A 25246-nucleotide genomic window follows, 5' to 3' on the forward strand; every position below is an offset into this window, starting at 1 on the left:
CCTCCTTATACCCGCTAAAAACATACCCATCCTTTGACAAAGACATCACCTGAAGTCGTTATTCAAGCACTATGGTGCGGGCACGCTTGATGCTTCTGACGAGGAAAAAACATGTCGATTAGAAATGTGAATATCGCACCACGGGCCTTTGTCAGTTTTGCTCTGATTGCTGGCCTGGTCGTGCTTCTGGGTGTATTTGCCCTGACGCGAATGAGTCAGATCTACAATGCGTCCACCCATATGGCGACCAACTGGATGCCGAGCATAGGCTATCTGGGCGATATTTCCGAAAGTACCCTGCGCCTGCGCATCACGTCATTACGAGTGGCGATGAATCGAGAGGCCGCCACCCTGACCGACACCTATAAGCGCCTGGACGAACTCAGCGACAAGCTCAAGGGTTTCCAGGGCAAATATGCGGCGCTGATCGACTCCCCGGCAGAACAAACCGAGTACGAAACCTTTAAAGGTGTACTGGCTGAATATCTGCAACTGCAAGGTCAACTGGTTGAATTTTCCCGCCAGGACAATCAACAGGAGGTCTTGTCGCTACTCAATAACAAGATGCGCATGGCGTCGCTGAAGATGAGCGAGCAGATCACTAAGCTGGTGGAGCTGAACAAATCTGCCGCCTACGCTTCAGCCAGCAACGCAAAAAGCCAGTACGACAGCGCATTCACGGGTGTCATCTTCGTGATCACGGTGACAGCGGCCTTGACGATATTGCTCGCCTGGCTGCTGACTCGCAGTATCGTCGCGCCTATCAGCACGGTGCTCAAAGCTGCCGAAGGCATGGCCGCCGGCGACTTCACCCGAACGATTGATATTCAAGGCAAGGACGAGCTGTCCCGGCTGCTGACCGCACTGGCTGGCATGCGCAATAACCTGCGCGAGACCATCAAGCAGATTTCCAACTCAGCCCTGCAACTGGTTGCAGCCTCGGAAAAGCTCAGCCAGGTCACCGACCAGGCGGCCCATGGCATGCAGCGTCAGAACGGCGAAATAGAACAGGCGGTGACCGCCGTTACCGAGATGACTGCTGCCGCCGAAGAAGTGGCGCGCAATGCTGTGTCCACTTCCGAGTCGTCGAAGCATTCAACCCTGGCCGCGCGTCAGGGCCGGGAACAGGTAATGGCAACCGTCAATGCGATCAAACGCATGAGCGAGGAGATGCAGGCTTCGACACAACTGGTGACCGGGCTGGCCACGCAAGCTCAAGACATTGGCCAGGTGCTGGATGTGATTCGCTCGGTGGCCGAACAGACCAACCTGCTGGCGCTCAACGCGGCCATTGAAGCCGCGCGCGCCGGCGAGGCTGGCCGGGGCTTTGCGGTGGTTGCCGATGAAGTCCGCGCCCTTGCCCATCGCACACAGAAATCCACCCAGGAAATCGAGCAGATGATCGGCGCGATCCAGAGCAGCAGCGGTCAGGCCGTGGAATCCATGCAGTTGAGCAGCAGCTTCAGCCAGACCACCCTGGAAACGGCTACCGCCGCAGACACGGCCCTGGATCAGATCGCCCGGACCATTGGCCAGATTAACGAAAGCAATCTGATCATCGCCAGCGCGTCGCAAGAGCAGGCTCAGGTCTCGCGGGAAGTGGATCGCAACCTGGTGAACCTGCGCGAGGTGGCGATGCAATCCCAGGCAGGCTCAGATCAAACCCGTTCGGCCAGTCATGATTTGTCGCGACTGGCGGCGGATTTGCGCTCGACGGTTGCAAGGTTTGTGATTTGAATCAGGAGCAGTGAACCCCTGTGGGACCGGCTTTAGCCGGTCCCACAACAGCACGCCTCAAGCCTTGAGCGTTCGCTCCACCACAATTTCCGGCAGATCAGTGCGGCGCATATACACCCGCAACGGCCCGGTAATACGCAAACGGTCGTCGATATTTTGCGCGAATAAAATAGCCAGGCGCTGGCGATCCAGGCTCATCAGCCCGTCATCGGCTTCGGACCAGACAAACTCGCTGGCTGGCGTGATGTCATCATCGGCGACGTCCATGCCGAAGGCGTCCTCACTGAAACGCACGATGTAACGCTGCGCCTTACGGTGATAGCCGACAAAACCTTCAAGATTGTCAGCGGCTTCGCAGATGTCGCTGGAGCTGGTTTTCATCATGGTCTGCCTCTGGAAAAGTGCGCCCGCAAACCGCACCGGTCACGAGCGCCACAAGGTTCAAAGCGCCTGGCGGAAAATACCTTCGATTTGCGCCTGATCAGCCTTGCGTGGGTTGGTCAGGCCGCAGGCGTCTTTCAGCGCGTTGGCGGCCAGGATCGGGAAGTCTTCTTCACGTACACCCAGGGCGGTCAGGCCGGCCGGAATATCGATATCCCGGGACAGATTACGGATGGCATCGATCGCAGCCCGGGCACCGTCTTCGGGAGACAAGCCGCGGGTGTCCTCTCCCATGGCGTGGGCGATATCAGTCAGGCGGCTCGGGCAGACGCTGGCGTTGAAGCTCTGTACGTGTGGCAGCAACACCGCATTGCAGACGCCATGGGGCAGGTCGTAGAAGCCGCCCAACTGGTGGGCCATGGCGTGTACGAAACCCAGGGACGCATTGTTGAACGCCATGCCCGCGAGGAACTGGGCATAAGCCATGTTTTCCCGCGCGGCCATGTTCGAGCCATCGTTCACCGCCTTGCGCAGGTTGCCGGCGATCATGGAAATGGCCTTGAGCGCGCAGGCATCGGTGATCGGATTGGCGGCAATGGAGACGTAGGCTTCGACGGCGTGGGTCAGGGCGTCCATGCCAGTGGCGGCGGTCAGCGACTTGGGCATCGCGGCCATCAGCGCCGGGTCATTAACCGACAATAGCGGCGTGACGTTACGGTCAACGATGGCCATTTTGATGTGGCGCACTTCGTCGGTGATGATGCAGAAGCGGGTCATTTCACTGGCGGTGCCCGCAGTGGTGTTGATGGCGATCAGCGGCAGCTGCGGCTTTTGCGAGCGATCCACGCCTTCGTAATCGCTGATATGGCCACCATTGGTGGCGACCAGGGCAATACCCTTGGCGCAGTCGTGGGGCGAGCCGCCGCCCAGGGAGATGACGAAGTCGCAGCGATTGGCGGTCAGCATTTCCAGGCCTTTCTCGACGTTACCCACTGTAGGGTTGGGCCGCGCACCGTCGTAGACAACCGAATTGATACCCTGCTCGACCAGCAGCCCGGCAATCTGTTGGGCCAACCCGGCCTTGGCCAGCCCCGCATCGGTGACGATCAGGGCCTTGAGATAACCATATTTGCGAATCGCCTCCATGGCTTCGTCCAGGCAATCGATGCCCATCATGTTCACGGGGGGAATGAAAAAGGTGCTGCTCATGACTGATCCTCATCGCTACGCTGCTGTCGACATCGGGTGACGCCCGACGCCGGGAAGTTCCCTAAGCATCGGCGCTGCAGCGGCGCAATGGCTTGATCCAGAGCAACGAATCAGGGCATGACCCGCCTTGTCGTGCCGAGCGGTCCAGCGCCTGGGTTGCAGATCCCCTTATCCGGACAATGGGAGCAATGCACGACATCCATGTTGAACTTCGATAACAGGGCGGATTGAAGAGCGCTCTTACAAACTGTACGGACGATTCTGTCAGTAACTGTCGTTTAAGCCGCCAAGGCTTTGCAGCTAGATTCCCTGTTCATCTTTCTGCCATAACAAAAAACGAGCTTTAATCATGTCTTCCCGTGAAAACACCGGCATGGTCCTGGGCCTGCTGGGCGTAGTGATCTTCAGCCTTACCCTGCCCATGACCCGCATCGTCGTGCATGAAGTCAACCCGCTGCTCAATGGCCTGGGCCGCGCCCTGTTCGCGGCGGTTCCGGCGGCGGCGCTGCTGTTATGGCGACGTGAAAAGTGGCCGAATGTCGCGCAACTCAAGGGCCTGTGCCTGGTCATCCTCGGCGTGATCATCGGTTTTCCGGTGCTGTCGTCCTGGGCCATGCAAAGCCTGCCCGCCTCCCATGGCGCCCTGGTCAACGGCCTGCAACCTTTGTTCGTAGCGATCTATGCAGCGTGGCTGTCCCATGAGCGGCCGTCGAAAGCCTTCTGGGCCTGTGCCGCACTGGGCAGTGCATTGGTACTGGGCTATGCGGTGATCAGCGGCGCCGGCAGCATTCAGACTGGCGACATATTGATGGTGGCGTCCGTGGCCGTGGGCGGCCTGGGTTACGCCGAAGGCGGACGACTGGCCAAGGAGCTGGGCGGCTGGCAGGTGATCTGCTGGGCCTTGGTGCTGTCTGCCCCGCTGTTGCTGGGGCCGGTGATTTACCTGGCATCGCAACATCAGGGGGCGATTTCCACCGGCGCCTGGTGGGCCTTTGCCTATGTGGCGATGTTCTCCCAGTTCATCGGTTTCTTCGCCTGGTACGCCGGGCTGGCCATGGGCGGTATTTCCCGGGTCAGCCAGGTGCAGCTGCTGCAGATCTTCTTCACCATGGCGTTTTCAGGGCTGTTCTTCGGCGAGCATATCGAACCCATCACCTGGATCTTCGCCGTAGGCGTGATCATTACCGTGATTCTTGGGCGCAAGACCACGGTCATCGCGCCCAAGCCGGTCAGCCAGACGATTTAAGCCGCGTCGCCGAGAAAACCGTCGGCCAGGAGCAGGCTTTCCAGGCACTGCTCCTGAATGCCGTAGAAGGTTTTCAGCTCCTGGATCCGCGCCAGCAACTGCGCAGGCTTGACGGGTTCGGCGCGTTTTACCGCAAGGATCATCTTGTTCTTGTTGGTATGTTCCAACGAGATGAATTCGAACACCTTGGTCTCGTAGCCACAGGCCTCCAGCAACAAGGCCCGCAGACTGTCGGTGACCATCTCGGCCTGCTGGCCCATATGCAGACCGTATTGCAGCATCGGCCGCAGCAGGCTCGGGCTCTGGATCTGCAGGCGAATCTGTTTGTGGCAGCACGGCGAGCACATGATGATCGACGCCCCGGAGCGAATACCCATGTGAATGGCATAGTCGGTGGCGATATCGCAGGCATGCAGGGCGATCATCACATCAAGGGCGCTGGGCGCGACGCTACGCACGTCACCGTGCTGGAAATCCAGGCCCGGATGCTCAAGCTGCGCGGCCGCCGCATTGCACAGGGTCACCATGTCTTCACGCAGCTCGACGCCGGTCACCTGGCCTTCGGCGCCCAGGGTATTACGCAGGTAGTCATGGATGGCAAAGGTCAGGTAGCCCTTGCCCGAACCGAAGTCCGCCACTTTGATCGGCTGATCCAGTTGCAGCGGCGAAGACGTCAGGGCGTGGGAAAACACCTCGATGAATTTGTTGATCTGCTTCCATTTGCGCGACATCGCCGGAATCAGCTCGTGCTGCTTATTGGTCACGCCCAGATCGGTGAGGAACGGCCGGGTCAGTTCCAGATAGCGTTTCTTTTCCCGATCATGCCCGGCCGATGGTGCCTCGCGCAGTTGTTGCGCCTTGCTGGTGAACAGCGTGCTCTTGCCCTTCTTGCCGAACTCCAGCTGCACCTCTTCGGTGAGGGAGAGCAAATGAGCGTTCTTGAACGACTCCGGCAGCAGGCCGGCAATCAGCTCCATGGCTTCGGCCAGGGGCAGGTTCTTGGTGATATCCCGGGTCTTGTAGCGATAGACGAACGACAGGCAAGGCTGCTGCTTGATGGTGGTCGGCTTGATGATCAGCCGTTGCAGTTCGACCTCGGTGCCGACATAACGGGCCAACACCAGCTTGATAAAGGCGTTTTGCGCCAGGCTGGTGTCCAGCAGATCGAGAAATTGCGCGCGATGATCCGGCGCGGACTGAACAGCAGAATCGGGTGTGGCCGACATGACAAGGTGCCTCTGGCGTCCCGGTGGGGACTGAGAAAATAACAGGCGGGTATTCTAAGCCGTATCGCAACATTTTCTCTGCGTTTCATGAAACAAGGTGGGAGCGAATTCATTCGCGAAGTGGCCAGTACACCCAACGCATCTTTATCGTTTGGAATACCGCTTTCGCGAATGAATTCGCTCCCACAGTAGCGCGTGCATATCGTCGGATCTGTGGGTGGCTTCATCCGCGAAGGGGCTGCTCTGGCTTTACAGCAAACTAGAATCTCCCACTATTCATGTACACAACCTTAGAACTTCACCTGCGGCACCTTATCCGCATCGGCACTGCTCGCCTCGAATGTCGGGCGCAATTGCAGGTCGCTGTACATCATGCGATGCCACAGGCTGCCGGGAAAGGTGCGGATCTCCGTGTTATAGCGCGCCACTGCGGCAATGAAATCACGCCGGGCCACGCTGATACGGTTCTCCGTGCCTTCAAGCTGTGATTGCAGGGCGAGGAAATTCTGGTTGGATTTCAGCTCCGGATAACGCTCCGACACCACCATCAGCCGACCCAACGCACTGCTCAGTTGCCCCTGGGCGTCCTGGAACTGCTTGAGTTGTTCCGGGTTGTTCAGGGTGTTGCCATCGATCTGGATCGAAGTCGCCCTGGCCCGGGCCTGCACTACCGCTGTCAGGGTTTCCTGTTCCTGCTCTGCATACGCCTTGACCGTTTCCACCAGGTTGGGGATCAGGTCACTGCGCCGCTGATACTGGTTCTGTACCTGCGCCCAGGCCGCCTTGGCCTGCTCGTCGTAGGTGGGGATATTGTTGATTCCGCACCCCGCCAGCACAGTACTCAACAGCATCAGCAGGCTGGTCGCCCAGGTATAACGATTGCCCCTGAAATGTTCACAGTGCTCGGTACGCATCTTCTATTTCTCTCCCCGTTACATTTTGACATCGGCCGATCGTCGTCACTTTAGCCAAAACAACAGATCCCCGGCATAATCCGTCGCCAACACTGGCTACCCGGCGCGCAATCGGCTACAACACGCTGCGCTGAGAACCTGGCACGGATAAAGAGTTCAGCGGTCCAACGACCCGGAACAACAATAAATACCAAAGGTTTAACCCTAATAATCGGCTGTCCAGCATTAGACGTCAGTTACTGGCCTATGCCTTGAGAAAATCATTCATGAATAAACTGTGTGTACTCGGTCTTCTGGTCAGCCTGGCCAGCCAGTCGGTTTTGGCCGACAACAATGCCAACAGCACCGCAGCGGCTACGTTGCAAGGCAAGAACGCTTTTATCACTAATCTGATGAAGCAAATGACCCTCGATGAGAAAATCGGCCAATTGCGCCTGATCAGTATCAGTGCCGAGATGCCACAGCCCAAGATTCTCAAGGAAATCGCCGCAGGCCGGATCGGCGGCACCTTCAACTCCGTCGTACGCCGGGAAAACCGTCCGTTACAGGACGCCGCTGTCGTACAGAGCCGTCTGAAGATTCCGATGTTCTTCGCTTATGACGTCATCCACGGCCACCGCACCATTTTCCCGATCCCCCTGGGCATGGCGGCCAGCTGGGACATGGAAGCGATTGCCAAGACCGGCCGCATCTCGGCCATCGAGGCCAGCTCCGACAGTCTGGACATGACCTTCGCGCCAATGGTCGATATCTCCCGTGATGCGCGCTGGGGCCGCAGCTCCGAAGGCTTTGGCGAAGACACTTACCTGGTCTCGCGCATCGCCGACACCATGACCCGCTCCTTCCAGAACAACAACCTCGCTGCCCCCGACAGCCTCATGGCGGTGGTCAAGCACTTCGCCCTGTATGGCGCCGTCGAAGGCGGGCGCGACTACAACAGCGTCGACATGAGCCCGCTGCGCATGCAGCAGGACTATCTGCCGCCGTACCACGCCTCGATCAAGGCCGGCGCAGGCGGGGTGATGATTGCCCTGAACTCCATCAACGGCGTACCGGCCACCGCCAGCACCTGGTTGTTGCAGGACCTGCTGCGCAAGGACTGGGGCTTCAAGGGCGTTACCGTCAGTGACCATGGTGCGATCAAGGAATTGATCGAACACGGCGTCGCCAAGGACTACCGCGAGGCGGCCAAGCTGGCAATCAAGGCCGGCGTGGACTTGAGCATGAACGATTCGGCCTACGGCAATGAGCTGCCAGGTCTGGTCAAGGATGGCGAAGTGTCGATGCAGGAAATCGACAGTGCCGTACGCGAAGTGCTGGGCGCCAAGTGGGACATGGGGCTGTTCGCCGACCCGTACCGTCGCATCGGCGTCGCCTCCCAGGACCCGGTCGATACCGCTGCCGACAGCCGCCTGCACCGCGCAGAAGCCCGCGACGTAGCGCGCAAGACCCTGGTGCTGCTGTCGAACAAGAACCAGACCCTGCCATTGAAGAAACAAGGCACCATCGCCGTCATCGGCAGCCTGGCCCAGAGCAAGCTGGACATGCTTGGCAGCTGGTCGGCCCGTGGCGTGCCTGATCAGGCGGTGACTGTTTTTGAAGGCCTGGCCAATGCCGTCGGCGACAAGGCCAAGCTGCTCTATGCCCGTGGTGCCAACGTCAGTGACAACCCGGAAATCCTTGAATACCTGAACTTCATCGAGCATGAAGTCGAAGTCGATCCACGCTCTGCCGACGACATGATTGCCGAAGCGGTGAAGACCGCGCAGCAGGCTGACGTTGTAGTGGCCGTGGTCGGTGAGTCCCGTGGCATGTCCCACGAGTCGGCCAGTCGTTCCACCCTGAACCTGCCGGGCCGTCAACAGGACCTGGTCAAAGCCCTCAAGGCCACTGGCAAACCCGTCGTACTGGTACTGATGAACGGTCGTCCCCTGGTACTGGGTGACGAACTGGCCGGCACCGACGCCATGCTGGAAACCTGGTTCCCCGGTACAGAAGGCGGCAACGCCGTGGCCGATGTACTGTTCGGCGACTACAACCCGTCCGGCAAGCTGGCCGTGTCCTTCCCGCGCTCCATCGGGCAACTGCCGGTCTACTACAACCACTTGAACACCGGCCGCCCGTTCATTGAAGGCAAACCCGGCAACTACACCTCGCACTATTACGAGGAGCCCAACGGCCCGCTGTTCCCGTTCGGCTACGGCCTGAGCTACACCCAGTTCGACGTCTCGGACATCAGCCTGTCAGCCAAGGACATGACCCGCACCGGTCACCTGACCGCCAGCGTCACGGTCAAGAACACCGGCAAGATCGCCGGCGCTACCGTGGTTCAGCTGTACCTGCACGACGTCGCCGCTTCGGTGAGCCAGCCGGTCAAGCAACTGAAGAACTTCGAGAAGATCACCCTGCAACCGGGTGAAGAGAAAGTCGTCAGCTTTACCCTGAGCGAAGACGATCTGAAGTTCTACAACCAGGCAATGCAGCGAGTGGCCGAACCGGGGGCGTTCGATGTGATGATCGGTCTGGATTCGGCCACGGTGAAAAAGGCCAGTTTCAACCTGTTGTAGCGGAGCCATCAAAGGCTGCGACTGGAGTTGAAAACCCTTTCGCAGCCTTCGGCAACGCTTATCAAATACACCATCACCAGCTGAAATACAGGCGCTTTTGTGGGAGCGAATTTATTCGCGAAAAGGGCGGTAAAGCCAGCACATTTTAGTCGTCTGAAAACCGCTTTCGCGAATGAATTCGCTCCCACAGATTCGCTCCCACTTTGGCCTGACAATGCCCTCAATCCCCCGTCCCCTGCGCATTTCGCTCTACACCTTGCTGATCCTGGCTGGCGCCTTGCTGGCCGGTGGCCTGGCCATGCAACAGGCTCGCCAGCAGGCCCTGGCCGACGATGCAGCGCAGGCGGGTCAGCAGCTGTCGCTGTATGCCAACAGCCTGCACACCCTCATCGAACGCTACCGCGCCCTGCCCGCCGTGCTGGCCCTGGACCCTGAACTGCGCAGTGCCGTCAGTGGGCCGATCAACGCTGATCAGCAACTGACACTGAATAAAAAGCTGGAACGAATCAACGACGCGGCCCAGTCCTCGACGCTGCAACTGATCGACCGCAATGGCCTGGCCATTGGCGCAAGCAATTGGCAACTGCCCAGCAGCTACGTGGGAAACAATTACAGCTTCCGCCCATACTTTCTACAAACCCGGGCCTCAGGCAGTGGTCGTTTTTATGCCGTAGGCGTCACCAGCGGGATACCCGGATACTTTCTATCCAGCGCCGTGCTCGATGAAGCCAACCAGTTCATCGGCGCCATGGTGGTCAAGCTGGAGTTTCCCGAACTCGAGCACGAATGGGCCCAGAGCAACGACCTGCTGCTGGTCAGCGATGCCAAAGGCATTGTCTTCCTGGCCAACCAGCCCGGCTGGAATTATCGGGAACTGCTGCCGATCTCCGCCATCGACCGCGCCGAACTGGCCGCCACCCGGCAATACGACAAACATCCACTGCAGCCCCTGCCACGCCAGACCTTGCGTGAGTTCGGCGAGCACGGCCAGTTGACCCGTGTCCATGGCCCGGACGGCAAGGCCGACTACCTGTGGCAGTCGCTGCCCCTGGCGGCCGAGAACTGGACCCTGCACCTGTTGCGCAGGCCACGCCTGGCCGATGACGAAACCCGCAATGCCGGCCTCGCCGCTGCAGGGGTCTGGCTGACATTGGTGTTTCTCGGATTGTTCCTCTATCAGCGCTGGCGCCTGGCACGGATCCGCGAACGCAGCCGTGACGAACTGGAACGCTTGGTCGAAGAACGCACTCAGGCCCTGAAAACCGCCCAGGACGGCCTAGTGCAATCAACCAAACTGGCGGCCCTGGGGCAGATGTCCGCCGCCCTGGCCCACGAAATCAACCAGCCGCTGACCGCCCAACGCATGCAACTGGCCAGTCTGCGTCTGCTGCTGAAACAGGGCCGCCTCGACGCTGCCGACAAGGCCCTGAGCGCCCTGGATCAGCAACTGACGCGCATGGCCGGGCTCACCGGTCATCTCAAAACTTTCGCGCGCAAAAGCCCCGGCGGCCTGCGCGAACGCCTGGAACTGGCCGCCGTGGTCGATCAGGCCATGCTGCTGCTCGATGCCCGTCTGCGCGACGAAGACGTTACCTGTGTGCTGCATCTGGCTCGCCCGGCGTGGGTACGCGGCGATGCGATTCGCCTGGAACAGGTGTTGATCAACCTGCTGCGCAATGCCCTGGACGCCATGCACGACAAACCACTCAAGCGGCTGGAAGTTCGCATAGAAGCCCAGGCCGAGCACTGGCGGGTCAGCGTGCGCGACACTGGCGGTGGCATCGCTGCGGAGCATCTGGGCCAGGTATTCGATCCATTCTTTACCACCAAGCCGGTGGGTGAAGGGTTGGGTCTTGGCCTGGCAGTGTCCTACGCCATCATTCATGAGTTGGGCGGGCACCTGTCTGTCGAGAATGACGATCAGGGTGCAGTCTTTTGCTTTAGCCTGCACAACGACACTCTGGAAGCGGAACCTGCACAGTGAACTCAGTCATAGTAGTGGACGACGAAGCGCCGATTCGCGAAGCGGTCGAGCAATGGCTGAGCCTGTCCGGTTTCGACGTGCAGGTGTTCAGCCGTGCCGAAGACTGCCTGGCGCAGTTGCCGGAGCACTTCCCCGGGGTGATCCTCAGCGACGTGCGCATGCCCGGCATGAGCGGCCTGGAACTGTTGGCCCGGGTGCAGGCCCGCGACGCCGATCTGCCGCTGATTCTGCTCACCGGCCATGGCGACGTGCCCATGGCCGTGGAAGCCATGCGCGACGGCGCCTACGACTTTCTGGAAAAGCCCTTTAGCCCCGAAACACTGATCATCAATCTGCGCCGGGCGCTGGAAAAACGTCGCTTGGTCCTGGAAAACCGGCGCCTGCACGAACAGGCAGACACTCGGACACAGCTGGAAGCTACCCTGCTGGGCGTGTCGCCCCCGTTGCAAGCCTTGCGCCGCCAGGTCCTGGACTTGTCGCAGTTGCCGGTCAATGTGTTGATCCGCGGCGAAACAGGCAGCGGTAAGGAACTGGTCGCCCGCTGCCTGCATGATATGGGCCCCCGCGCCGGTAAACCTTTCGTCGCCCTGAACTGCGCGGCTATCCCCGAACAACTGTTTGAAGCCGAGTTGTTCGGCCATGAAAGCGGTGCCTTTACCGGCGCCCAGGGGCGGCGTATCGGCAAACTGGAGTACGCCAGTGGCGGCACGCTGTTTCTCGATGAAATCGAGAGCATGCCCCTGGCCCAGCAGGTCAAGTTGCTCCGGGTACTGCAAGACCAACGCCTGGAACGTCTGGGCTCAAACCAGAGCCTGACGGTGGACCTGCGCATCATCGCCGCGACCAAGCCCGACCTGTTGGAAGAGGCCAGGGCCGGGCGCTTTCGCGAAGACCTCGCCTACCGTCTGAACGTCGCCGAACTGCGCCTGCCGCCCCTGCGGGAGCGACGCGAAGACATCCCGCTGCTGTTCAGCCATTTCGCCCGCACCGCCGCCGAACGCCTGGGCCGCCCGGTGCCGGAGCTGAGTGGCCAGCAACTGGCACAGTTGCTGGGCAGTGACTGGCCCGGCAATGTCCGGGAACTGGCCAACGCCGCCGAACGGCAGATTCTCGGCCTCGGCCCACCCTCCGCCGACCTGCCCCAGGCCGGACAATCCCTGGCGGCCCAGCAGGAAGCCTTCGAAGCCCACTGCCTGCGCTCGGCCCTGAGCCGGCACAAGGGTGATATCAAGGCCGTACTCAACGAATTGCAACTGCCGCGCCGGACCCTGAACGAGAAAATGCAGCGGCACGGGTTATTGCGCGAGATGTTTACCTGACAACAGAAAAGCAGAGGGCCGCGCGACATCGGCAATTTTCCGCTCACTCAGCCGCAGCCCATAAGCGGATTCCCGCCTACCAAATCGCTTAAACCCCTCTAAACCGGTCCTTTCAGGCCTGGCACAGCTCCTGCTATAGCCCTCTCAAGGCTGCCTTCTATGCAGCCCTCTAAAAACAATGACTGAAAGGAACATGATGGATACTTCACAGCCTCTTTCGACAGCAGCGACCGGCACTCCTGCCGCCGAAAAAACCACTTCCAGCCGTCTCAAATCCATTTTCAGCGGTTCGGTCGGCAACATGGTCGAGTGGTACGACTGGTACGTCTACGCCGCCTTCTCGCTGTACTTTGCCAAAGCCTTCTTCCCCAAGGGTGACAGCACCGCCCAGTTGCTCAACACTGCCGCGATCTTCGCCGTCGGCTTCCTGATGCGCCCCATCGGCGGCTGGCTCATGGGCCTGTATGCCGACCGCAAGGGCCGCAAGGCAGCGCTGATGGCCTCGGTGCTGCTGATGTGCTTCGGCTCCCTGGTCATCGCCCTGACCCCCAGCTACGAAACCATCGGTGTCGGTGCACCGATCCTGCTGGTCCTGGCGCGCCTGATGCAGGGCCTGTCGGTGGGTGGCGAATACGGCACCTCGGCCACTTATCTCAGTGAGATGGCGACCAAAGAACGCCGCGGTTTCTTCTCCAGCTTCCAGTACGTGACCCTGATCTCCGGCCAGCTCATCGCCCTTGGCGTGCTGATCGTGCTGCAACAGATCCTCACCACCGAGCAGCTGTATGCCTGGGGCTGGCGCATCCCGTTCGTGATCGGCGCACTGTGTGCGGTGGTCGCACTGTTCCTGCGTCGCGGCATGGAAGAAACCGAGTCCTTCACCCGCAAACAGGAAAAGGAAAAACCCAAGACCAGCCTGATGCGCACCCTGCTCCAGCATCCCAAAGAGCTGATGACCGTGGTCGGCCTGACCATGGGCGGCACCCTGGCCTTCTACACCTACACCACTTATATGCAGAAGTACCTGGTGAACACCGTCGGCATGAGCATCACCGACTCCACCAGTGTTTCCGCCGCAACGCTGTTCCTGTTCATGCTGCTGCAACCAGTGGTGGGCGCCCTCTCGGACAAGATCGGCCGCCGTCCGATCCTGATCGCCTTCGGTGTGCTGGGTACCTTGTGCACCGTACCGATCCTGACCTCGCTGCACACCGTACAGACCTGGTGGGGCGCTTTCTTCCTGATCATGGCTGCCCTGATCATCGTCAGCGGCTATACCTCGATCAACGCCGTGGTCAAGGCCGAGCTGTTCCCGACGGAAATTCGCGCACTCGGCGTCGGCCTGCCTTACGCACTGACGGTTTCCATCTTCGGTGGATCGGCTGAATTCATCGCCTTGAAGTTCAAGGACGCCGGGATCGAGACTGGCTACTACTGGTATGTCACCGCCTGTATCGCCTGTTCGCTGCTGGTCTATGTGTTCATGAAAGACACTCGCAAACATTCGCGCATCGACACCAACTAAGGCAAAAATCGCGACTCATCGTGGTGCAAAAAACGCCAGCCAACTCTGTTGACTGGCGTTTTTATTTCTCGAATGCACATATCAAAAAAGCTGTCAACCTATAAAAAATCATTATCCCCGCAAAAATGCACCAACTTAGAACGTAAACGAATAAGTCGCCCGAAAACCGGGCCCTGTGGAGAACTATCATTTTCAGCGATGATCGTTAGCAACCTTATTAACTTCTGCTTAATCCATGGGCGCGTAACATTCACTCCATACCTAGCGACAAACATATTTCTAGCGGTGGAGTAACTACCATGAAAACCAACAAACTGATCTTCGGCCTTGCCTTCTCCCTCCTGGCATCGAGCGCCTTCGCTCTGCCAACCGTCGTCGCAGAAGGTGGTTCGTCCCACACCAACGCCCGTCACGTTTCGGTTGATGTTGACCACGTAGGCGCTGCAAGCCTGGCCGCTGACGGTGCTGACCGCGTCGGTGCCAATCGTCAGGCTGCCGATGGTTCCGACCATATCGGTGCCAACCGTCTGGCCGCTGATGGCGCTGACCGTGTAGGCGCAAATCGTCAGGCTGCTGATGGTTCCGACCATATCGGTGCCAACCGCCTGGCCGCCGACGGTGCTGACCGCGTCGGTGCCAATCGTCAGGCCGCTGATGGTTCCGACCATATCGGTGCCAACCGTCTGGCCGCTGATGGCGCTGACCGTGTAGGTGCAAATCGTCAGGCTGCCGATGGTTCCGACCATATCGGTGCCAACCGTCTGGCCGCTGATGGCGCTGATCGTGTCGGTGCCAACCGCGTAAGCTGATTGTCTGGCAACACCTCGCAAACCCGGCCCATGGCCGGGTTTGATCGTTTATGGCGTCCCTAAACTCTGGAAATTCCCGACAAGCCCCAGCACTATGGCGTTTTGTGCCGCAGCCATCAGGACGTTCGCATGTCAGACGATATTCACTTCTACGAACCCGCCAAAGGCCACGGCCTGCCCCACGATCCATTCAACGCCATCGTTGGCCCTCGCCCCATTGGCTGGATCTCTTCGCAAAGCGCCGAAGGCCAGCTGAATCTGGCGCCGTACAGTTTCTTCACTGCCTTTAATTACATCCCGCCGATCATTGGGTTCAGCAGCATTGGTCGCAAGGACAGTCTGAATAATATCGAGCAGACCGGCGAGTTCGTCTGGAACCTGGCCACGCGCTCGCTGGCCGATGCGATGAACCAGAGTTGCGCGCCGGTGGCGGCCAATATCAATGAGTTTGAGCTGGCCGGCCTGACGCCCGTCGCGTCGAAAGTGGTGGCCGTGCCGCGCGTGCTGGAAACCCCAGTGTCTTTCGAGTGCAAAGTCACCCAAATCATTCAGCTGCAGCGCGCCGATAAAGAAGTCGTGCCGACCTGGCTGATTCTGGGAGAAGTGGTAGCCGTGCATATTGCCAAGGCGCTGCTCAAGGACGGCATCTACGACACCGCTGCCGCCGAGCCCATCCTGCGTGGCGGTGGTCCGGCGGATTACTTCCAGTTGGGGCCGGAGTCGCTGTTCAGGATGTTCAGGCCAAAGGCCTGACTCTAAATGGATGCATCATCAATTACTGACAGGAAACACCAACTGCCCATCGCCATCGACGCCAATCAACCTTTCCAGTTCCTGGTTTGCGGCCTGATCGGCCTCAAGAGCGGTCTTGAATTTCTGTCCGGCCAATACCTTGTGGAAGGTCGGCGAACCTGGGAAGTGAAGGGGTTTTACGGCGATTGCGGCGTCATAGCCTTCTGGGCTCGGAACCATTGCGGAAACGGCCTCAAACTCGTCGAACTCTCTGCGTGCCATGGGTGATTGATCCTGCTGGGCATTGAAAGCCCGGGATTCTACCACTCAGGCCACGCACAGCTGCTCGATCGACGTGTCGCCTGCTGCAGCGAAGGTATGAAAGTCCAGACTGCGCACGATCATTTCCTGCACCAGAACGGAAAACACCTGCAACTCCGGCGAGGCAAACCAGGCATTCATCGCCTGTTCGCTGCTCCAGGAACCTGAGATCGACCACAAGTCCGCGTCCTGCATGGACTGCTGCAAGGCAAAGCGCAGGCAGCCGGGGGCGCTGAGGGACGGCTTGATCAGTGTCTGCAAGCGCTGGCCCAGCTCGATGCTGCGACCGGCCATGGCACGGACAAAGACGAGATGACTGACGGGGGTATATAAAGCCATGATCTGCGCTCCTTGGTAAGCCGCGTAGGAAAAGTCGCGATGCGGCTACGGGAACAGAGATTACGGCCTGAGGAAATATTGCGTTAGCCGGTTCCTGCGAGCTTCTTGCCTAATCCTGCGCCTGTTGCAAGGTCGTGATCACTCATATGGCCTGGATTGGCGCGACCCTGAGGATGTTGATTGCTGGTTTCTGCATCGCGCTCCAACTGCCGACAGGATCAGGCAATCATTCGACAGAATCGGCCTAACACTTGGCGCCCACCTCGAATAATCTTCACTGCACTGGTCAGCAACAGAGGAACCCAAGGCATGCCGCAACTGGACGGAGCATATCAACAGTCACGCGAACAGCTCTGTCCTGATATGGAGCGACAGCGCGCCGATCTGGCAGCACTGATCGACCGCTATGCACCGCGCAACGGCTCCTATCAGAGCGTGATCGCCCCACTGTTTCTGGTGCGTTATAACGAGCCGGTGCATTCCTTTCCGTCACTGACCCGGCCAGCGTTGTGCATCCTTGCCCAGGGCAGCAAGGAAGTGCAGCTTGCCGACGAATCCTACACCTACGATCCATTGAATTACCTGGTGGTGTCGGTGGAAATGCCGGTGCGCGGCAAGATCGTCAACGCCAGTGAAGAGCGCCCCAACCTGGCCTTGCGCCTGGATATCGACCCGGCGGAAATCAATGCCCTGATCGCCGAAGCCGGCCCCATGAGCGTGCCAATGCGCCCGCGGCCCAGCGAGCGCGGCCTGTATACCGACAGGATCGACGCGCAATTGCTGGACGCGGTATTGCGCCTGGTGCGGCTGCTCGATACACCGAAAGACATCCCCATGCTGGCCCCGCTGATCCGCCGCGAGATTCTCTATCGCCTGATGCGTGGAAAACAGGGCTACCGACTATATGAAAGCGCCATCAGCAACTGCCAGACCCATCGCGTCACCCAAGCGATCAAATGGCTCAATAGCCATTTCGAACAGCCGCTGCGCATCGATGACATGGCCCGGGAAGTGAACCTGAGCGTGTCCACCCTGCACCACCGCTTCAAGGCGGTCACCGGCATCAGCCCGTTGCAGTATCAGAAGCAGTTGCGCCTGCAGGAAGCCCGTCGCCTGATGCTCAACGATGGCCTGGAAGCAGCTGCGGCCGCTTACCGGGTCGGCTATGAAAGCCCGTCACAGTTCAGCCGCGAGTACAGCCGGTTGTTTGGTGCACCGCCGTTGCGGGATCTGGCCAGACTCCGCCAGCAGGTGTGAACACAATCCCATGGTGACAGCGAACTGTGGGAGCGGATTCATCCGCGAAGGGGCCAATACATCCAACACATTTGGCGGCGTCCGGAATAAAGCTTTCGCGAATGAATTCGCTCCCACAGTAGCGCGTGCATATCGTCGGATCTGTGGGAGCGGATTCATCCGCGAAGGGGCCGATACATCCAACACATTAGCGGAGTCAGGAATAAAGCTTTAGCGAATGAATTCGCTCCCATAGTTCACTCCTACCCCGGCCAGGGCCGCCGGGTTTAGGCGCCCAACACCCGACACGCCTCGGCCGGCAAGGTAATCGACACCGGATGCCCGACGCCCAAACCAAAGCCCTGGCTCGGTGTGGTCAGGGAGATCAGCGAAACACCGCCGCACTCCACCGTGGTTTCAATGGTCGCACCGATGTCGCGGATAAAAGTCACGGTACCGGCCAAGCGATTGCCCTCGGGGGCCTGATGCGGCGACAGTTGCACGTCCTCAGGGCGCACCAGCATCTTGAGCGCTGCCCCCGCCAACAACGGCTCGCTGCCCGGCACGTCGAGTGTTGCACCACCGGGCAAACCGACCTGGCCGTTGCCCAGGGCCACTGCCGGGAAGATATTGCCCGAACCGATAAAGTCGGCGACGAATTCGTTGGCAGGGTTGCGATAGATTTCGATGGGCGTACCCACCTGTTGCACCCGATGCTCACCCAATACGACGACAAGATCGGCCATGGTCATGGCTTCGCGCTGGTCGTGGGTCACGAGGATGGTCGTGATGTTCAGACGCTGTTGCAGCTGACGAATTTCCACCTGCATCGACTCGCGCAGCTTGGCGTCCAGGGCCGACAAAGGCTCGTCCAACAATAGCAGTTTCGGATGTGCGGCAATGGCCCGGGCAATCGCCACGCGCCGCCGCTGGCCGCCCGACAGCTTGGCCACTGGCCGATCGAGCATCTGTTGCAGCTGGATCATTTCCAGCAGTTCAACGACCCGCGCCTGTTGTCCGGCTTTGCTCACGCCGCGCAGCTTGAGCGGGTAGGCAATGTTCTCGCCCACGGTCATGTGCGGGAACAGCGCCAGGGACTGGAATACCATGCCGAAATTGCGCTCGTGGGCCGGGGTGTGACTGACGTCCTCACCATCCAGCAGAATCTCGCCGCTGCTCAGGCTTTCCAGCCCGGCGATCATGCGCAGCAAGGTGGTCTTGCCACAGCCCGACGGGCCGAGGAAGCACACCAGTTTGCCCTCCGGCAGGTGCAGGTTGACGTCCGTCACCGCACAAGCCGAGCCGTAGTATTTTTCGACGTTTTGCAGAATCAAGCCAGTCATCTTGCACCCCGGATCAGAAAGAAACCCCGCCCTCGCCCACCAGTTTTTCCAATGCCCAGATCAGTGCAAAATCGATCAGCACTATCAGCACGGCAAAGGAAAAAACGGTGGGGTCGAGGGAGGACACCGTGCGGCTGTACATCCAGATCGGCACAGTCATCACATCAATGTTGTAAAGGAAGTAGGTCACGGTGAATTCGTTGAACGAGACGATAAAGGCCAGCAGCATCCCGGCCAGGATCCCCGACTTCATCAACGGCACCACCACGTCGACAATCGCCCGGGTCGGCGAGGCGCCGAGCATTTGCGCGGCCTCTTCGACTTCGCTGCCGATGGAAACCATGGCCGCCGTGCAGTTTTTCACTACGAAGGGCAGCGCCAGGATCACGTGGGCGATCACCAGGCGCGACACGTCCATATGAAACGGCAGGCTGTCAAATACCAGCAGCAGTGCCAGGCCCAACACGACCATGGGGAACACCAAGGGCAGCGACATCAATTGCAGCGCCACCGCCTTGCCGCGGAACTCGCAACGGGTCAGGGCGTAAGACGCCGGCACCGCAACCAGAGTGGCGAGAATCATGGTCAGGCACGACACCCACAGACTGGTGCCCAGGGCCTTGCCGAGGCTGAGCACGTCGCTGGAATCCGGTGAGACAAAGGTATGCCAGGCCGCCTGATACCACTTGAGGCTGTAGCTGGCAGGCGGGAAGTCCAGGTTGGACGCACCGCTGAACGACATGACGATCATGGTCAGGATCGGCATGACCGCCAGCAACAGAATGAGCCAGGACAGGGTCGAGGCGAATCGCCCGGTTTCGCCGGGCAGGAGCATGCGGTTTTTCATGAAGCGACCTTTAGCCGGGCGGACTGGATGAGCTTGCTGTGGGACCGGCTTTAGCCGGGAAGGCGCATTCGCGGCTAAAGCCGGCCCCACAGTTTCTATGCGATGTTGAGATTTCATTGCGAAGCCTCCAATCGCCGCCGCCGACGCCCGGTAAACAACTCGGACAGGCTCATGATCAGCAGGGTCGTGACGATCAGCACCACGCCTGCCGCCGATGCCGCTGGCCAGTTCATCAAGGGTGCGATCTGGTCATGGACCATCACCGCCAGCATCGGCACGCGACGGCCGCCGAGCAGCAAGGGCACGACAAAGCTGCTGGCGTTGTAGGCAAAGACCAGGGTCGCGCCGGTGACGATGCCCGGCAGACTCATGGGCAGGATCACCTGGCGAAATACCTGAAAACGGCTGGCACCCAAGGTCGCGGCAGCTTCTTCATAGCTGCGCGAGACGCCGCGCATGGCGCTGGCAATGGGCAACACAGCGAGGGGGAACGCGGTCTGTACCAGGCCCATCAGCACGCCGTTTTCGTTGTAGAGCATCATTACCGGTCGGGTGATCAGGCCCAGGCCCTTGAGCGCCTGATTGAGCATGCCCGCCGGTCCCAGGATGACCAGCCAGCCATAACTTTGCAGCAGCAGGTTGACTAGCAGCGGCAGCAGTACGGCGGCGAGGAAAATCCTGCGCAGCAACGGCGATTGCAGACGGGCCATGGTGTAGCCCACCGGGATCGCCAGAACCACGGCAATCACCGCACTGATCAGCGCCAGGCGCAGGGTCAGCAGCAGCGACTTCAAATAATAGGGTTCCAGCAACTGGGCATAACTGGCCAGGCTGAAACCGCTCCATTCCGCGCCCTTGGTGCCGACGCTCATGCGCAACACCAAAAGGCTGGCCGCGATCAGCACGGCGAGAAACAGCATCGACGGTGTCAGGAACAGCCAGGCCCGCAGGGTCGGGGATGAGCGCTTCGCAGAGGATGTAGTCATGGGTCATCTCTACACAGAAGCCCGTGGGCACGACCGCGTCAACGGCCACGCCCACGGGTGATTACGGGATCATCAGGAAGAGAAAATCTCGGTGTAACGGCGAATCCACTGCTCATGCACCGTCGCCAGGAAGGCGTTGTCATGCATGATTGCCTTGTCGGCGATCTGCTCGGGCGTGAGGATGTAGGGGCTCTTGCGCGCTTCGGCGGAAATGATCGCCTTGGCGTTGACCGGGCCGTTATAGATATCTTCGGCCATCTTGCCCTGTACCAGCGGATCCAGGGAGTGGTTGAGGAAAGCGTAGGCCAGGTCGGTATCGCCAGGACGATGCTTGGGCATGACCGACTGCATCAGGTCGGTATAGAAGCCTTCTTTCATGCCGAAGGTCGCCCCCAGGCCATAGGCCGGGTCGCGGATCTGGTTGGGGAAGAACGCAGGGGCATATAGACCGCCCATGTCCAGGGAGCCGGTGCGGAACAGCTCGGCGATCTGGTTGGGGTTCTCACCCAGGGTGACCACACGGTCTTTCAGCTCGGCCAGTTTCTTGAAGCCCGGCTCGATATTGTGCTCGTCACCACCGGCCAGTTTCGCGGCGATGATGATCAGGTCCATGGCCTCGGTCCAGTTCGGCGGCGGCAGGAAGATATTCGGCGCCATGTCCTTGTCCCACAGCGCGGCATAGCTGGTCGGCGCTTCTTTGACCGTGCGCGTGCTGTAGATCAGGCTGTTGCACCACAGCAGGTAGCCGATGCCGTGGCCGTTGGCGCCGGTACGGTATTTCTCCGGGACGTCGACGATGTTGGGGATGCGGTTCAGGTCCGGCTTTTCCAGCAACCCGGCAGCGGCCAGGCCTTCGGCGCCGACTCCGGCCAGGGTGATGATGTCGTACTGCGGACGGTCGCCACCGGCCTTGAGCTTGGCGACCATTTCCGAGGTGCTGCCGGTGCGGTCAGCAATGACCTTGGCGCCGGTCTTGGCCTCGAAGGTCGCGGCAATGTTGCGCAATGCGGCCAGGCCCGTGTCATCGGACCAGGTCAGCAGGCGCAGGGTCTTGCCCTGGAATCTGGTGTCACTGGCGTTGGCCCGGATAAAGGGCATCGACATCGTCGCGGCGGCCACCGAAGCGACGCCCACTGACTTGATGAACTGCCTTCTGTTCAGATCATGCTGGCCCATTCAGGACTCCATATTTTTGCTGCTGCATGTTGAGGGGGCATCGCCTCTGCGATGGCGCGATCGTGTGGCCGCCAGCCCCGTAATCCGGGAACAGCGCGTTAGCGGCGGGGTCATCCTGCGATGACGGGCCACCCTCAACAATCGAAAAAAAGTCATTGAAGCCATGTGCTTCGTGCATGCCTTGCAACGAGGCATGCACGAGCCATTTTCGGTCAGTCAGACCGAGCGAATGACGTGCTTGAGTTCCTGGAAAGCCGCCAGGCCCCAGGGCCCCAGTTCACGTCCGAGGCTGCTCTGTTTGTAGCCACCCCAAGCCGCCTGGGGGAAGATCACCTGGGGTGCGTTGATCCACACCAGCCCCGCCTGCAAGGCATTGGCGACCCGCTCGGTCGCCTCGGCATTGCGCCCGACCACACTGGCGACCAAGCCGAATTCGCTATCGTTGGCCAAGGCGATTGCCTCGCTCTCGGTGGTAAAGCTGCGCACACAGAGTACCGGCCCGAAAATCTCTTCACGCCATAGCGCACTATCGAGGGGCACGTCAGCGAATACCGCAGGCCGTAAAAAATAACCGACCGTGTGCTCGGCAGGCCGCTCGCCACCGCAAAGAAGACGCGCGCCCGCTTTTTTTCCGGCGTCGATATGGGCCACGACGCGCAGGTATTGCGCCTGGCTGGCCAGTGGCCCCATCTCCGTCCCGTCCTCCACCGGGTTGCCGACCTTCACTGCCTCAGCCTTCTGTACCAGGCGCTGAAGAAACGCCTCGAGCAGCGGCTCGGCGACCAACACCCGACTGGTGGCCGAACACATTTGCCCGGCATTGAAGAAACCACCGCCACTGGCCAGTTCCACAGCCAGCTCGAGATCGGCGTCCTCGAGCACGATCAGCGCGGATTTGCCGCCCAGTTCCAGGCTAACGCCCTTCACCGTTTCCGCCGCCCGTTGCATGACCTGCACGCCCACGGCATTGCTGCCGGTAAACGAAATCTTCGCCAGCCCCGGATGCCCGGACAATCCGGCGCCTACGGCCTGGCCAGTGCCACAGACCAGATTGAACACACCACTGGGCAGACCGCTTTGGGCAATGATCGCCGCCAGCTCCAGCTCCGGCAGCGGCGTGACTTCCGAGGGTTTGAGCACCACACAGCAACCGGCGGCCAGGGCCGGGGCCAGTTTCCAGGCCGTGGTGACCATGGGGAAATTCCACGGCACGATCAAGCCGACCACACCGCAGGGCTCACGGCGGATGCGCGCGGCAAAATCATCGCTGGGCAGGGCCAGCGCCTGATTCTGTTGCCCGTCCAACGCGTCGGCCAGACCGGCGTAGTACTCGAACGTGGCGATCACATCATCAACATCGATGGCCGCTTCGCTGAGGGGTTTTCCGCTGTTGCTCGATTGCAGCTGCATCAGTCGTTCACGGCGATCGGCTACACCGAGGGCAATGGCGCGCAGGATCCTGGCCCGTTCCGCGCCGCTGGTTTGCGCCCACTCGGCAAAGGCTGCGCGAGCTGCCTGTACCGCCTTGTCCACCGCTGCGGCATCGCCGCTGGCGACCTGGGCCAGACAGGTTTCCGTGGCCGGATTGATTGCGCTGAGCAATTCATGACCCGACTGCCACTGGCCATCGATATACAGACCCGGCAGGATCGGCGGCATCAGTGCCGCACCGCTCAACATGCTGCGGCCTCGCGCCAGGATGCCATCCAGCTGTGTTGGTCGATCTCGATCAGTGTCGGGCCCTGATGGTCGCTGGCCGCCAGCAGTGCAGCCTTGAGTGATTCACCCGAATTCGCAGTGGCGGTGGCGCAGCCGAAAGACTTGGCGATGCCGATAAAGTCGGGAGTGTAGATATCCACGCCCACCGGTTCGATGGCGCGGTTGACCATGTATTTCTTGATCTCTTCGTAGCCCTGGTTATTCCACAGCAGGACGATAATCGGCGTGCGCGCTTCGACGGCACTGGCCAGTTCCGGCAGGGTAAATTGCAGGCCGCCATCGCCGATCAGGCAGGCCACCGGCTTGCGTTGCCCGGCATCGACCGCACCCAGCCAGGCGCCGATGGCAGCAGGCAGGGCATAGCCGAGGGTGCCGTAGCCGGTGGACGAGTTGAACCAGCGGCGCGGTTGGTCAAGGTTCAAGGTCAGGTTGCCGGAGTACACCGGCTGGGTCGAATCGCCAACCAGCACCACGTCAGGCAGTACATCGAGGACCGTTTGCAGAAAGGCCGTCTGACCAAGCATCGGCTCATCCCAGGACGCTTCGTTGATCGCCCGCAGGCTGGCGGCGCGCTTATGGCCCCAGTCATCGCGGCGCGGTGCCAGGCTATGCCCGGCCAGTTCCGCCAGCAGCGCCTGGGCGGCGATGGTCGAATCGGACACCAGAGCGACTTTTGGCGGGTAGTTGCGCACGGTCTGGTCGGGGTCGATATCGATGCGCAGCAAGGTGCCGGGAATCTCGAAACCACCGGCGAAGGTAATGTCGTAATCGGTTTCGGCCAGTTCCGTGCCAATGGCCAGGACCACGTCAGCATCCGCCACCAGGGCGCGGGTCGGCACCAGAGATTGGGTGGAGCCTATCAGCAGCGGATGACAGGAAGGCAACATACCCTTGGCATTGATGGTCAGCGCCACCGGAGCATCCAGTTGTTCGGCCAATTGAATCAGCGCCGCAGCTGCGTCGATGGCACCGCCACCGGCAAGGATCAGTGGACGCTGGGCAGTGGCCAGCAGGCGGGCCATCTGCGCGATGGCGCCCGGCGCAGCACCGGCAGGAGAGATATTCACTGGCTCGCAGTCGAGCAAGGCGTCGGCGTTTTCCACCAGCACGTCCAGGGGAATCTCGATATGCACCGGGCGTGGACGACCGGCATGGAACACGGCAAAGGCCCTGGCCAGCACAGCGGGCAGCTCCGCAGCGGACATCAGCGTATGGGAAAACGCTGCCACCCCGGCCACCAGAGCGCTCTGGGAAGGCAACTCATGCAGCTTGCCGCGCCCACCGCCCAACTGGCTGCGCGATTGCACGCTGGAAATCACCAGCATCGGGATCGAATCGGCATAGGCCTGGCCCATCGCGGTGGTGATATTGGTCATACCGGGGCCGGTAATGATGAAACACACACCCGGTTTGCCCCGGGTACGGGCGTAGCCGTCGGCCATAAAGCCGGCGCCCTGCTCGTGGCGCGGGGTGACGTGATTGATCGTCGAGCTGGCCAGGCCGCGATACAACTCCACGGTATGCACACCGGGAATGCCGAATACCTGCTCGACGCCGTAGCCTTCCAGTAACTTGACCAGCACTTCACCGCACGTTGCCATTATGCAAATCCTTGATCGATTCCGTATGG

21 protein-coding genes and 1 pseudogene are annotated in these 25246 nt (G+C 60.4%); 10 read left to right on the forward strand and 12 right to left on the reverse strand.

Features of this window, described 5'->3' with window-relative positions:
- Positions 1 to 111: 111 nt before the first annotated feature.
- A pseudogene (locus tag ACCD02_RS13620) lies at positions 112 to 882 on the forward strand (MCP four helix bundle domain-containing protein); the annotation flags it as partial.
- 99 nt (positions 883 to 981) lie between these two features.
- On the forward strand, positions 982 to 1737 hold the full coding sequence (locus ACCD02_RS13625; RefSeq protein ID WP_413302474.1) for a methyl-accepting chemotaxis protein: 756 nt from the start codon (positions 982 to 984) through the stop codon (positions 1735 to 1737).
- 57 nt (positions 1738 to 1794) lie between these two features.
- Here ACCD02_RS13625 and ACCD02_RS13630 read toward each other — a convergent pair whose 3' ends face one another.
- Both ACCD02_RS13630 and yiaY read right to left on the reverse strand, forming a co-directional pair.
- The gene (locus ACCD02_RS13630) at positions 1795 to 2118 is read right to left on the reverse strand and encodes a DUF2025 family protein (protein WP_413302476.1); all 324 of its coding nucleotides are present in this window, start codon (positions 2116 to 2118) and stop codon (positions 1795 to 1797) included.
- A gap of 60 nt (positions 2119 to 2178) precedes the next feature.
- Positions 2179 to 3327, reverse strand: coding sequence for an L-threonine dehydrogenase (yiaY, locus tag ACCD02_RS13635; RefSeq protein ID WP_413302368.1), 1149 nt, complete (start codon positions 3325 to 3327; stop codon positions 2179 to 2181).
- Between the two features lie 349 nt (positions 3328 to 3676).
- Between yiaY and ACCD02_RS13640 the strand changes: the two genes are divergently transcribed.
- A complete protein-coding gene (locus tag ACCD02_RS13640) occupies positions 3677 to 4573 on the forward strand; it encodes a DMT family transporter (RefSeq protein ID WP_413302371.1) in 897 nt (298 codons plus the stop codon).
- Here ACCD02_RS13640 and ACCD02_RS13645 read toward each other — a convergent pair.
- Both ACCD02_RS13645 and ACCD02_RS13650 read right to left on the reverse strand, forming a co-directional pair.
- Positions 4570 to 5799: a class I SAM-dependent methyltransferase gene (locus ACCD02_RS13645; RefSeq protein WP_413302374.1), complete on the reverse strand. Its 1230-nt coding sequence runs from the start codon at positions 5797 to 5799 to the stop codon at positions 4570 to 4572. The two genes, ACCD02_RS13640 and ACCD02_RS13645, sit on opposite strands and share 4 nt — an antisense overlap.
- A 290-nt stretch (positions 5800 to 6089) precedes the next feature.
- Positions 6090 to 6713: a LemA family protein gene (locus tag ACCD02_RS13650; RefSeq protein WP_413302377.1), complete on the reverse strand. Its 624-nt coding sequence runs from the start codon at positions 6711 to 6713 to the stop codon at positions 6090 to 6092.
- A 266-nt stretch (positions 6714 to 6979) separates the two neighbouring features.
- Between ACCD02_RS13650 and bglX the strand changes: the two genes are divergently transcribed.
- The 6 genes from bglX to ACCD02_RS13680 all read left to right on the forward strand — a co-directional run bounded on the left by bglX (position 6980) and on the right by ACCD02_RS13680 (position 15670).
- The gene (gene bglX / locus ACCD02_RS13655; protein WP_413302380.1) at positions 6980 to 9280 is read left to right on the forward strand and encodes a beta-glucosidase BglX; all 2301 of its coding nucleotides are present in this window, start codon (positions 6980 to 6982) and stop codon (positions 9278 to 9280) included.
- 214 nt (positions 9281 to 9494) lie between these two features.
- Positions 9495 to 11264, forward strand: a complete 1770-nt coding sequence (locus ACCD02_RS13660) for a sensor histidine kinase (RefSeq protein WP_413302383.1) — start codon at positions 9495 to 9497, stop codon at positions 11262 to 11264.
- A complete protein-coding gene (locus ACCD02_RS13665) occupies positions 11261 to 12583 on the forward strand; it encodes a sigma-54-dependent transcriptional regulator (protein WP_413302386.1) in 1323 nt (440 codons plus the stop codon). Before ACCD02_RS13660 ends, ACCD02_RS13665 begins: the two co-directional genes overlap by 4 nt.
- A gap of 196 nt (positions 12584 to 12779) precedes the next feature.
- Positions 12780 to 14108 (forward strand): MFS transporter, encoded by a 1329-nt coding sequence (locus tag ACCD02_RS13670; protein ID WP_413302478.1) that lies wholly within the window; start codon positions 12780 to 12782, stop codon positions 14106 to 14108.
- Positions 14109 to 14407: 299 nt separating this feature from the next.
- Positions 14408 to 14917, forward strand: a complete 510-nt coding sequence (locus tag ACCD02_RS13675) for a hypothetical protein (protein WP_413302389.1) — start codon at positions 14408 to 14410, stop codon at positions 14915 to 14917.
- A gap of 129 nt (positions 14918 to 15046) precedes the next feature.
- Complete coding sequence (locus tag ACCD02_RS13680) at positions 15047 to 15670, forward strand: flavin reductase family protein (protein ID WP_413302392.1); 624 nt, start codon at positions 15047 to 15049, stop codon at positions 15668 to 15670.
- Between the two features lie 18 nt (positions 15671 to 15688).
- On the opposite strand, the gene ACCD02_RS13685 is transcribed toward ACCD02_RS13680, so the two are convergent.
- Together ACCD02_RS13685 and ACCD02_RS13690 are read right to left on the reverse strand one after the other, a co-directional pair.
- The gene (locus ACCD02_RS13685) at positions 15689 to 15931 is read right to left on the reverse strand and encodes a hypothetical protein (protein ID WP_413302394.1); all 243 of its coding nucleotides are present in this window, start codon (positions 15929 to 15931) and stop codon (positions 15689 to 15691) included.
- Between the two features lie 45 nt (positions 15932 to 15976).
- Positions 15977 to 16309, reverse strand: coding sequence for an antibiotic biosynthesis monooxygenase family protein (locus ACCD02_RS13690; RefSeq protein WP_413302397.1), 333 nt, complete (start codon positions 16307 to 16309; stop codon positions 15977 to 15979).
- Between the two features lie 309 nt (positions 16310 to 16618).
- Here ACCD02_RS13690 and ACCD02_RS13695 point away from each other — a divergent pair, with 309 nt between their 5' ends.
- Positions 16619 to 17566 (forward strand): AraC family transcriptional regulator N-terminal domain-containing protein, encoded by a 948-nt coding sequence (locus tag ACCD02_RS13695; RefSeq protein ID WP_413302400.1) that lies wholly within the window; start codon positions 16619 to 16621, stop codon positions 17564 to 17566.
- A gap of 266 nt (positions 17567 to 17832) precedes the next feature.
- Here the strand turns inward: ACCD02_RS13695 and ACCD02_RS13700 are convergent, their stop codons facing one another.
- From ACCD02_RS13700 to ACCD02_RS13725, 6 genes are all read right to left on the reverse strand, one after another.
- Entirely contained in the window at positions 17833 to 18888 is a 1056-nt protein-coding gene (locus ACCD02_RS13700) for an ABC transporter ATP-binding protein (protein ID WP_413302403.1), read from the reverse strand.
- 13 nt (positions 18889 to 18901) lie between these two features.
- Entirely contained in the window at positions 18902 to 19735 is an 834-nt protein-coding gene (locus ACCD02_RS13705) for an ABC transporter permease (RefSeq protein ID WP_413302406.1), read from the reverse strand.
- A 113-nt stretch (positions 19736 to 19848) separates the two neighbouring features.
- Complete coding sequence (locus ACCD02_RS13710) at positions 19849 to 20721, reverse strand: ABC transporter permease (RefSeq protein ID WP_413302409.1); 873 nt, start codon at positions 20719 to 20721, stop codon at positions 19849 to 19851.
- 72 nt (positions 20722 to 20793) lie between these two features.
- Positions 20794 to 21897 carry an ABC transporter substrate-binding protein gene (locus ACCD02_RS13715; protein WP_413302411.1) on the reverse strand — a complete coding sequence of 368 codons (1104 nt, stop codon included), beginning with the start codon at positions 21895 to 21897 and terminating at the stop codon, positions 20794 to 20796.
- 216 nt (positions 21898 to 22113) lie between these two features.
- Entirely contained in the window at positions 22114 to 23577 is a 1464-nt protein-coding gene (locus tag ACCD02_RS13720; RefSeq protein WP_413302414.1) for an aldehyde dehydrogenase family protein, read from the reverse strand.
- Positions 23571 to 25217 (reverse strand): 5-guanidino-2-oxopentanoate decarboxylase, encoded by a 1647-nt coding sequence (locus ACCD02_RS13725; protein ID WP_413302417.1) that lies wholly within the window; start codon positions 25215 to 25217, stop codon positions 23571 to 23573. Before ACCD02_RS13725 ends, ACCD02_RS13720 begins: the two co-directional genes overlap by 7 nt.
- Positions 25218 to 25246 lie beyond the last annotated feature (29 nt).

The organism is Pseudomonas sp. Pseusp88, from assembly GCF_047303955.1.
Taxonomy (GTDB): Bacteria; Pseudomonadota; Gammaproteobacteria; order Pseudomonadales; family Pseudomonadaceae; genus Aquipseudomonas.

Coding starts and splice junctions, on each gene's coding strand:
- ACCD02_RS13630 (WP_413302476.1), bottom strand. CDS start 2,118: ATGAAAACCAGCTCCAGCGACATCTGCGAAGCCGCTGACAATCTTGAA.
- ACCD02_RS13710 (WP_413302409.1), bottom strand. CDS start 20,721: ATGACTACATCCTCTGCGAAGCGCTCATCCCCGACCCTGCGGGCCTGG.
- ACCD02_RS13645 (WP_413302374.1), bottom strand. CDS start 5,799: ATGTCGGCCACACCCGATTCTGCTGTTCAGTCCGCGCCGGATCATCGC.
- ACCD02_RS13695 (WP_413302400.1), top strand. CDS start 16,619: ATGCCGCAACTGGACGGAGCATATCAACAGTCACGCGAACAGCTCTGT.
- ACCD02_RS13705 (WP_413302406.1), bottom strand. CDS start 19,735: ATGAAAAACCGCATGCTCCTGCCCGGCGAAACCGGGCGATTCGCCTCG.
- ACCD02_RS13725 (WP_413302417.1), bottom strand. CDS start 25,217: ATGGCAACGTGCGGTGAAGTGCTGGTCAAGTTACTGGAAGGCTACGGC.
- ACCD02_RS13670 (WP_413302478.1), top strand. CDS start 12,780: ATGGATACTTCACAGCCTCTTTCGACAGCAGCGACCGGCACTCCTGCC.
- ACCD02_RS13680 (WP_413302392.1), top strand. CDS start 15,047: ATGTCAGACGATATTCACTTCTACGAACCCGCCAAAGGCCACGGCCTG.
- ACCD02_RS13720 (WP_413302414.1), bottom strand. CDS start 23,577: ATGTTGAGCGGTGCGGCACTGATGCCGCCGATCCTGCCGGGTCTGTAT.
- ACCD02_RS13675 (WP_413302389.1), top strand. CDS start 14,408: ATGAAAACCAACAAACTGATCTTCGGCCTTGCCTTCTCCCTCCTGGCA.
- ACCD02_RS13700 (WP_413302403.1), bottom strand. CDS start 18,888: ATGACTGGCTTGATTCTGCAAAACGTCGAAAAATACTACGGCTCGGCT.
- ACCD02_RS13715 (WP_413302411.1), bottom strand. CDS start 21,897: ATGGGCCAGCATGATCTGAACAGAAGGCAGTTCATCAAGTCAGTGGGC.
- yiaY (WP_413302368.1), bottom strand. CDS start 3,327: ATGAGCAGCACCTTTTTCATTCCCCCCGTGAACATGATGGGCATCGAT.
- ACCD02_RS13625 (WP_413302474.1), top strand. CDS start 982: ATGCAGCGTCAGAACGGCGAAATAGAACAGGCGGTGACCGCCGTTACC.
- ACCD02_RS13660 (WP_413302383.1), top strand. CDS start 9,495: ATGCCCTCAATCCCCCGTCCCCTGCGCATTTCGCTCTACACCTTGCTG.
- ACCD02_RS13685 (WP_413302394.1), bottom strand. CDS start 15,931: ATGGCACGCAGAGAGTTCGACGAGTTTGAGGCCGTTTCCGCAATGGTT.
- ACCD02_RS13640 (WP_413302371.1), top strand. CDS start 3,677: ATGTCTTCCCGTGAAAACACCGGCATGGTCCTGGGCCTGCTGGGCGTA.
- bglX (WP_413302380.1), top strand. CDS start 6,980: ATGAATAAACTGTGTGTACTCGGTCTTCTGGTCAGCCTGGCCAGCCAG.
- ACCD02_RS13690 (WP_413302397.1), bottom strand. CDS start 16,309: ATGGCTTTATATACCCCCGTCAGTCATCTCGTCTTTGTCCGTGCCATG.
- ACCD02_RS13650 (WP_413302377.1), bottom strand. CDS start 6,713: ATGCGTACCGAGCACTGTGAACATTTCAGGGGCAATCGTTATACCTGG.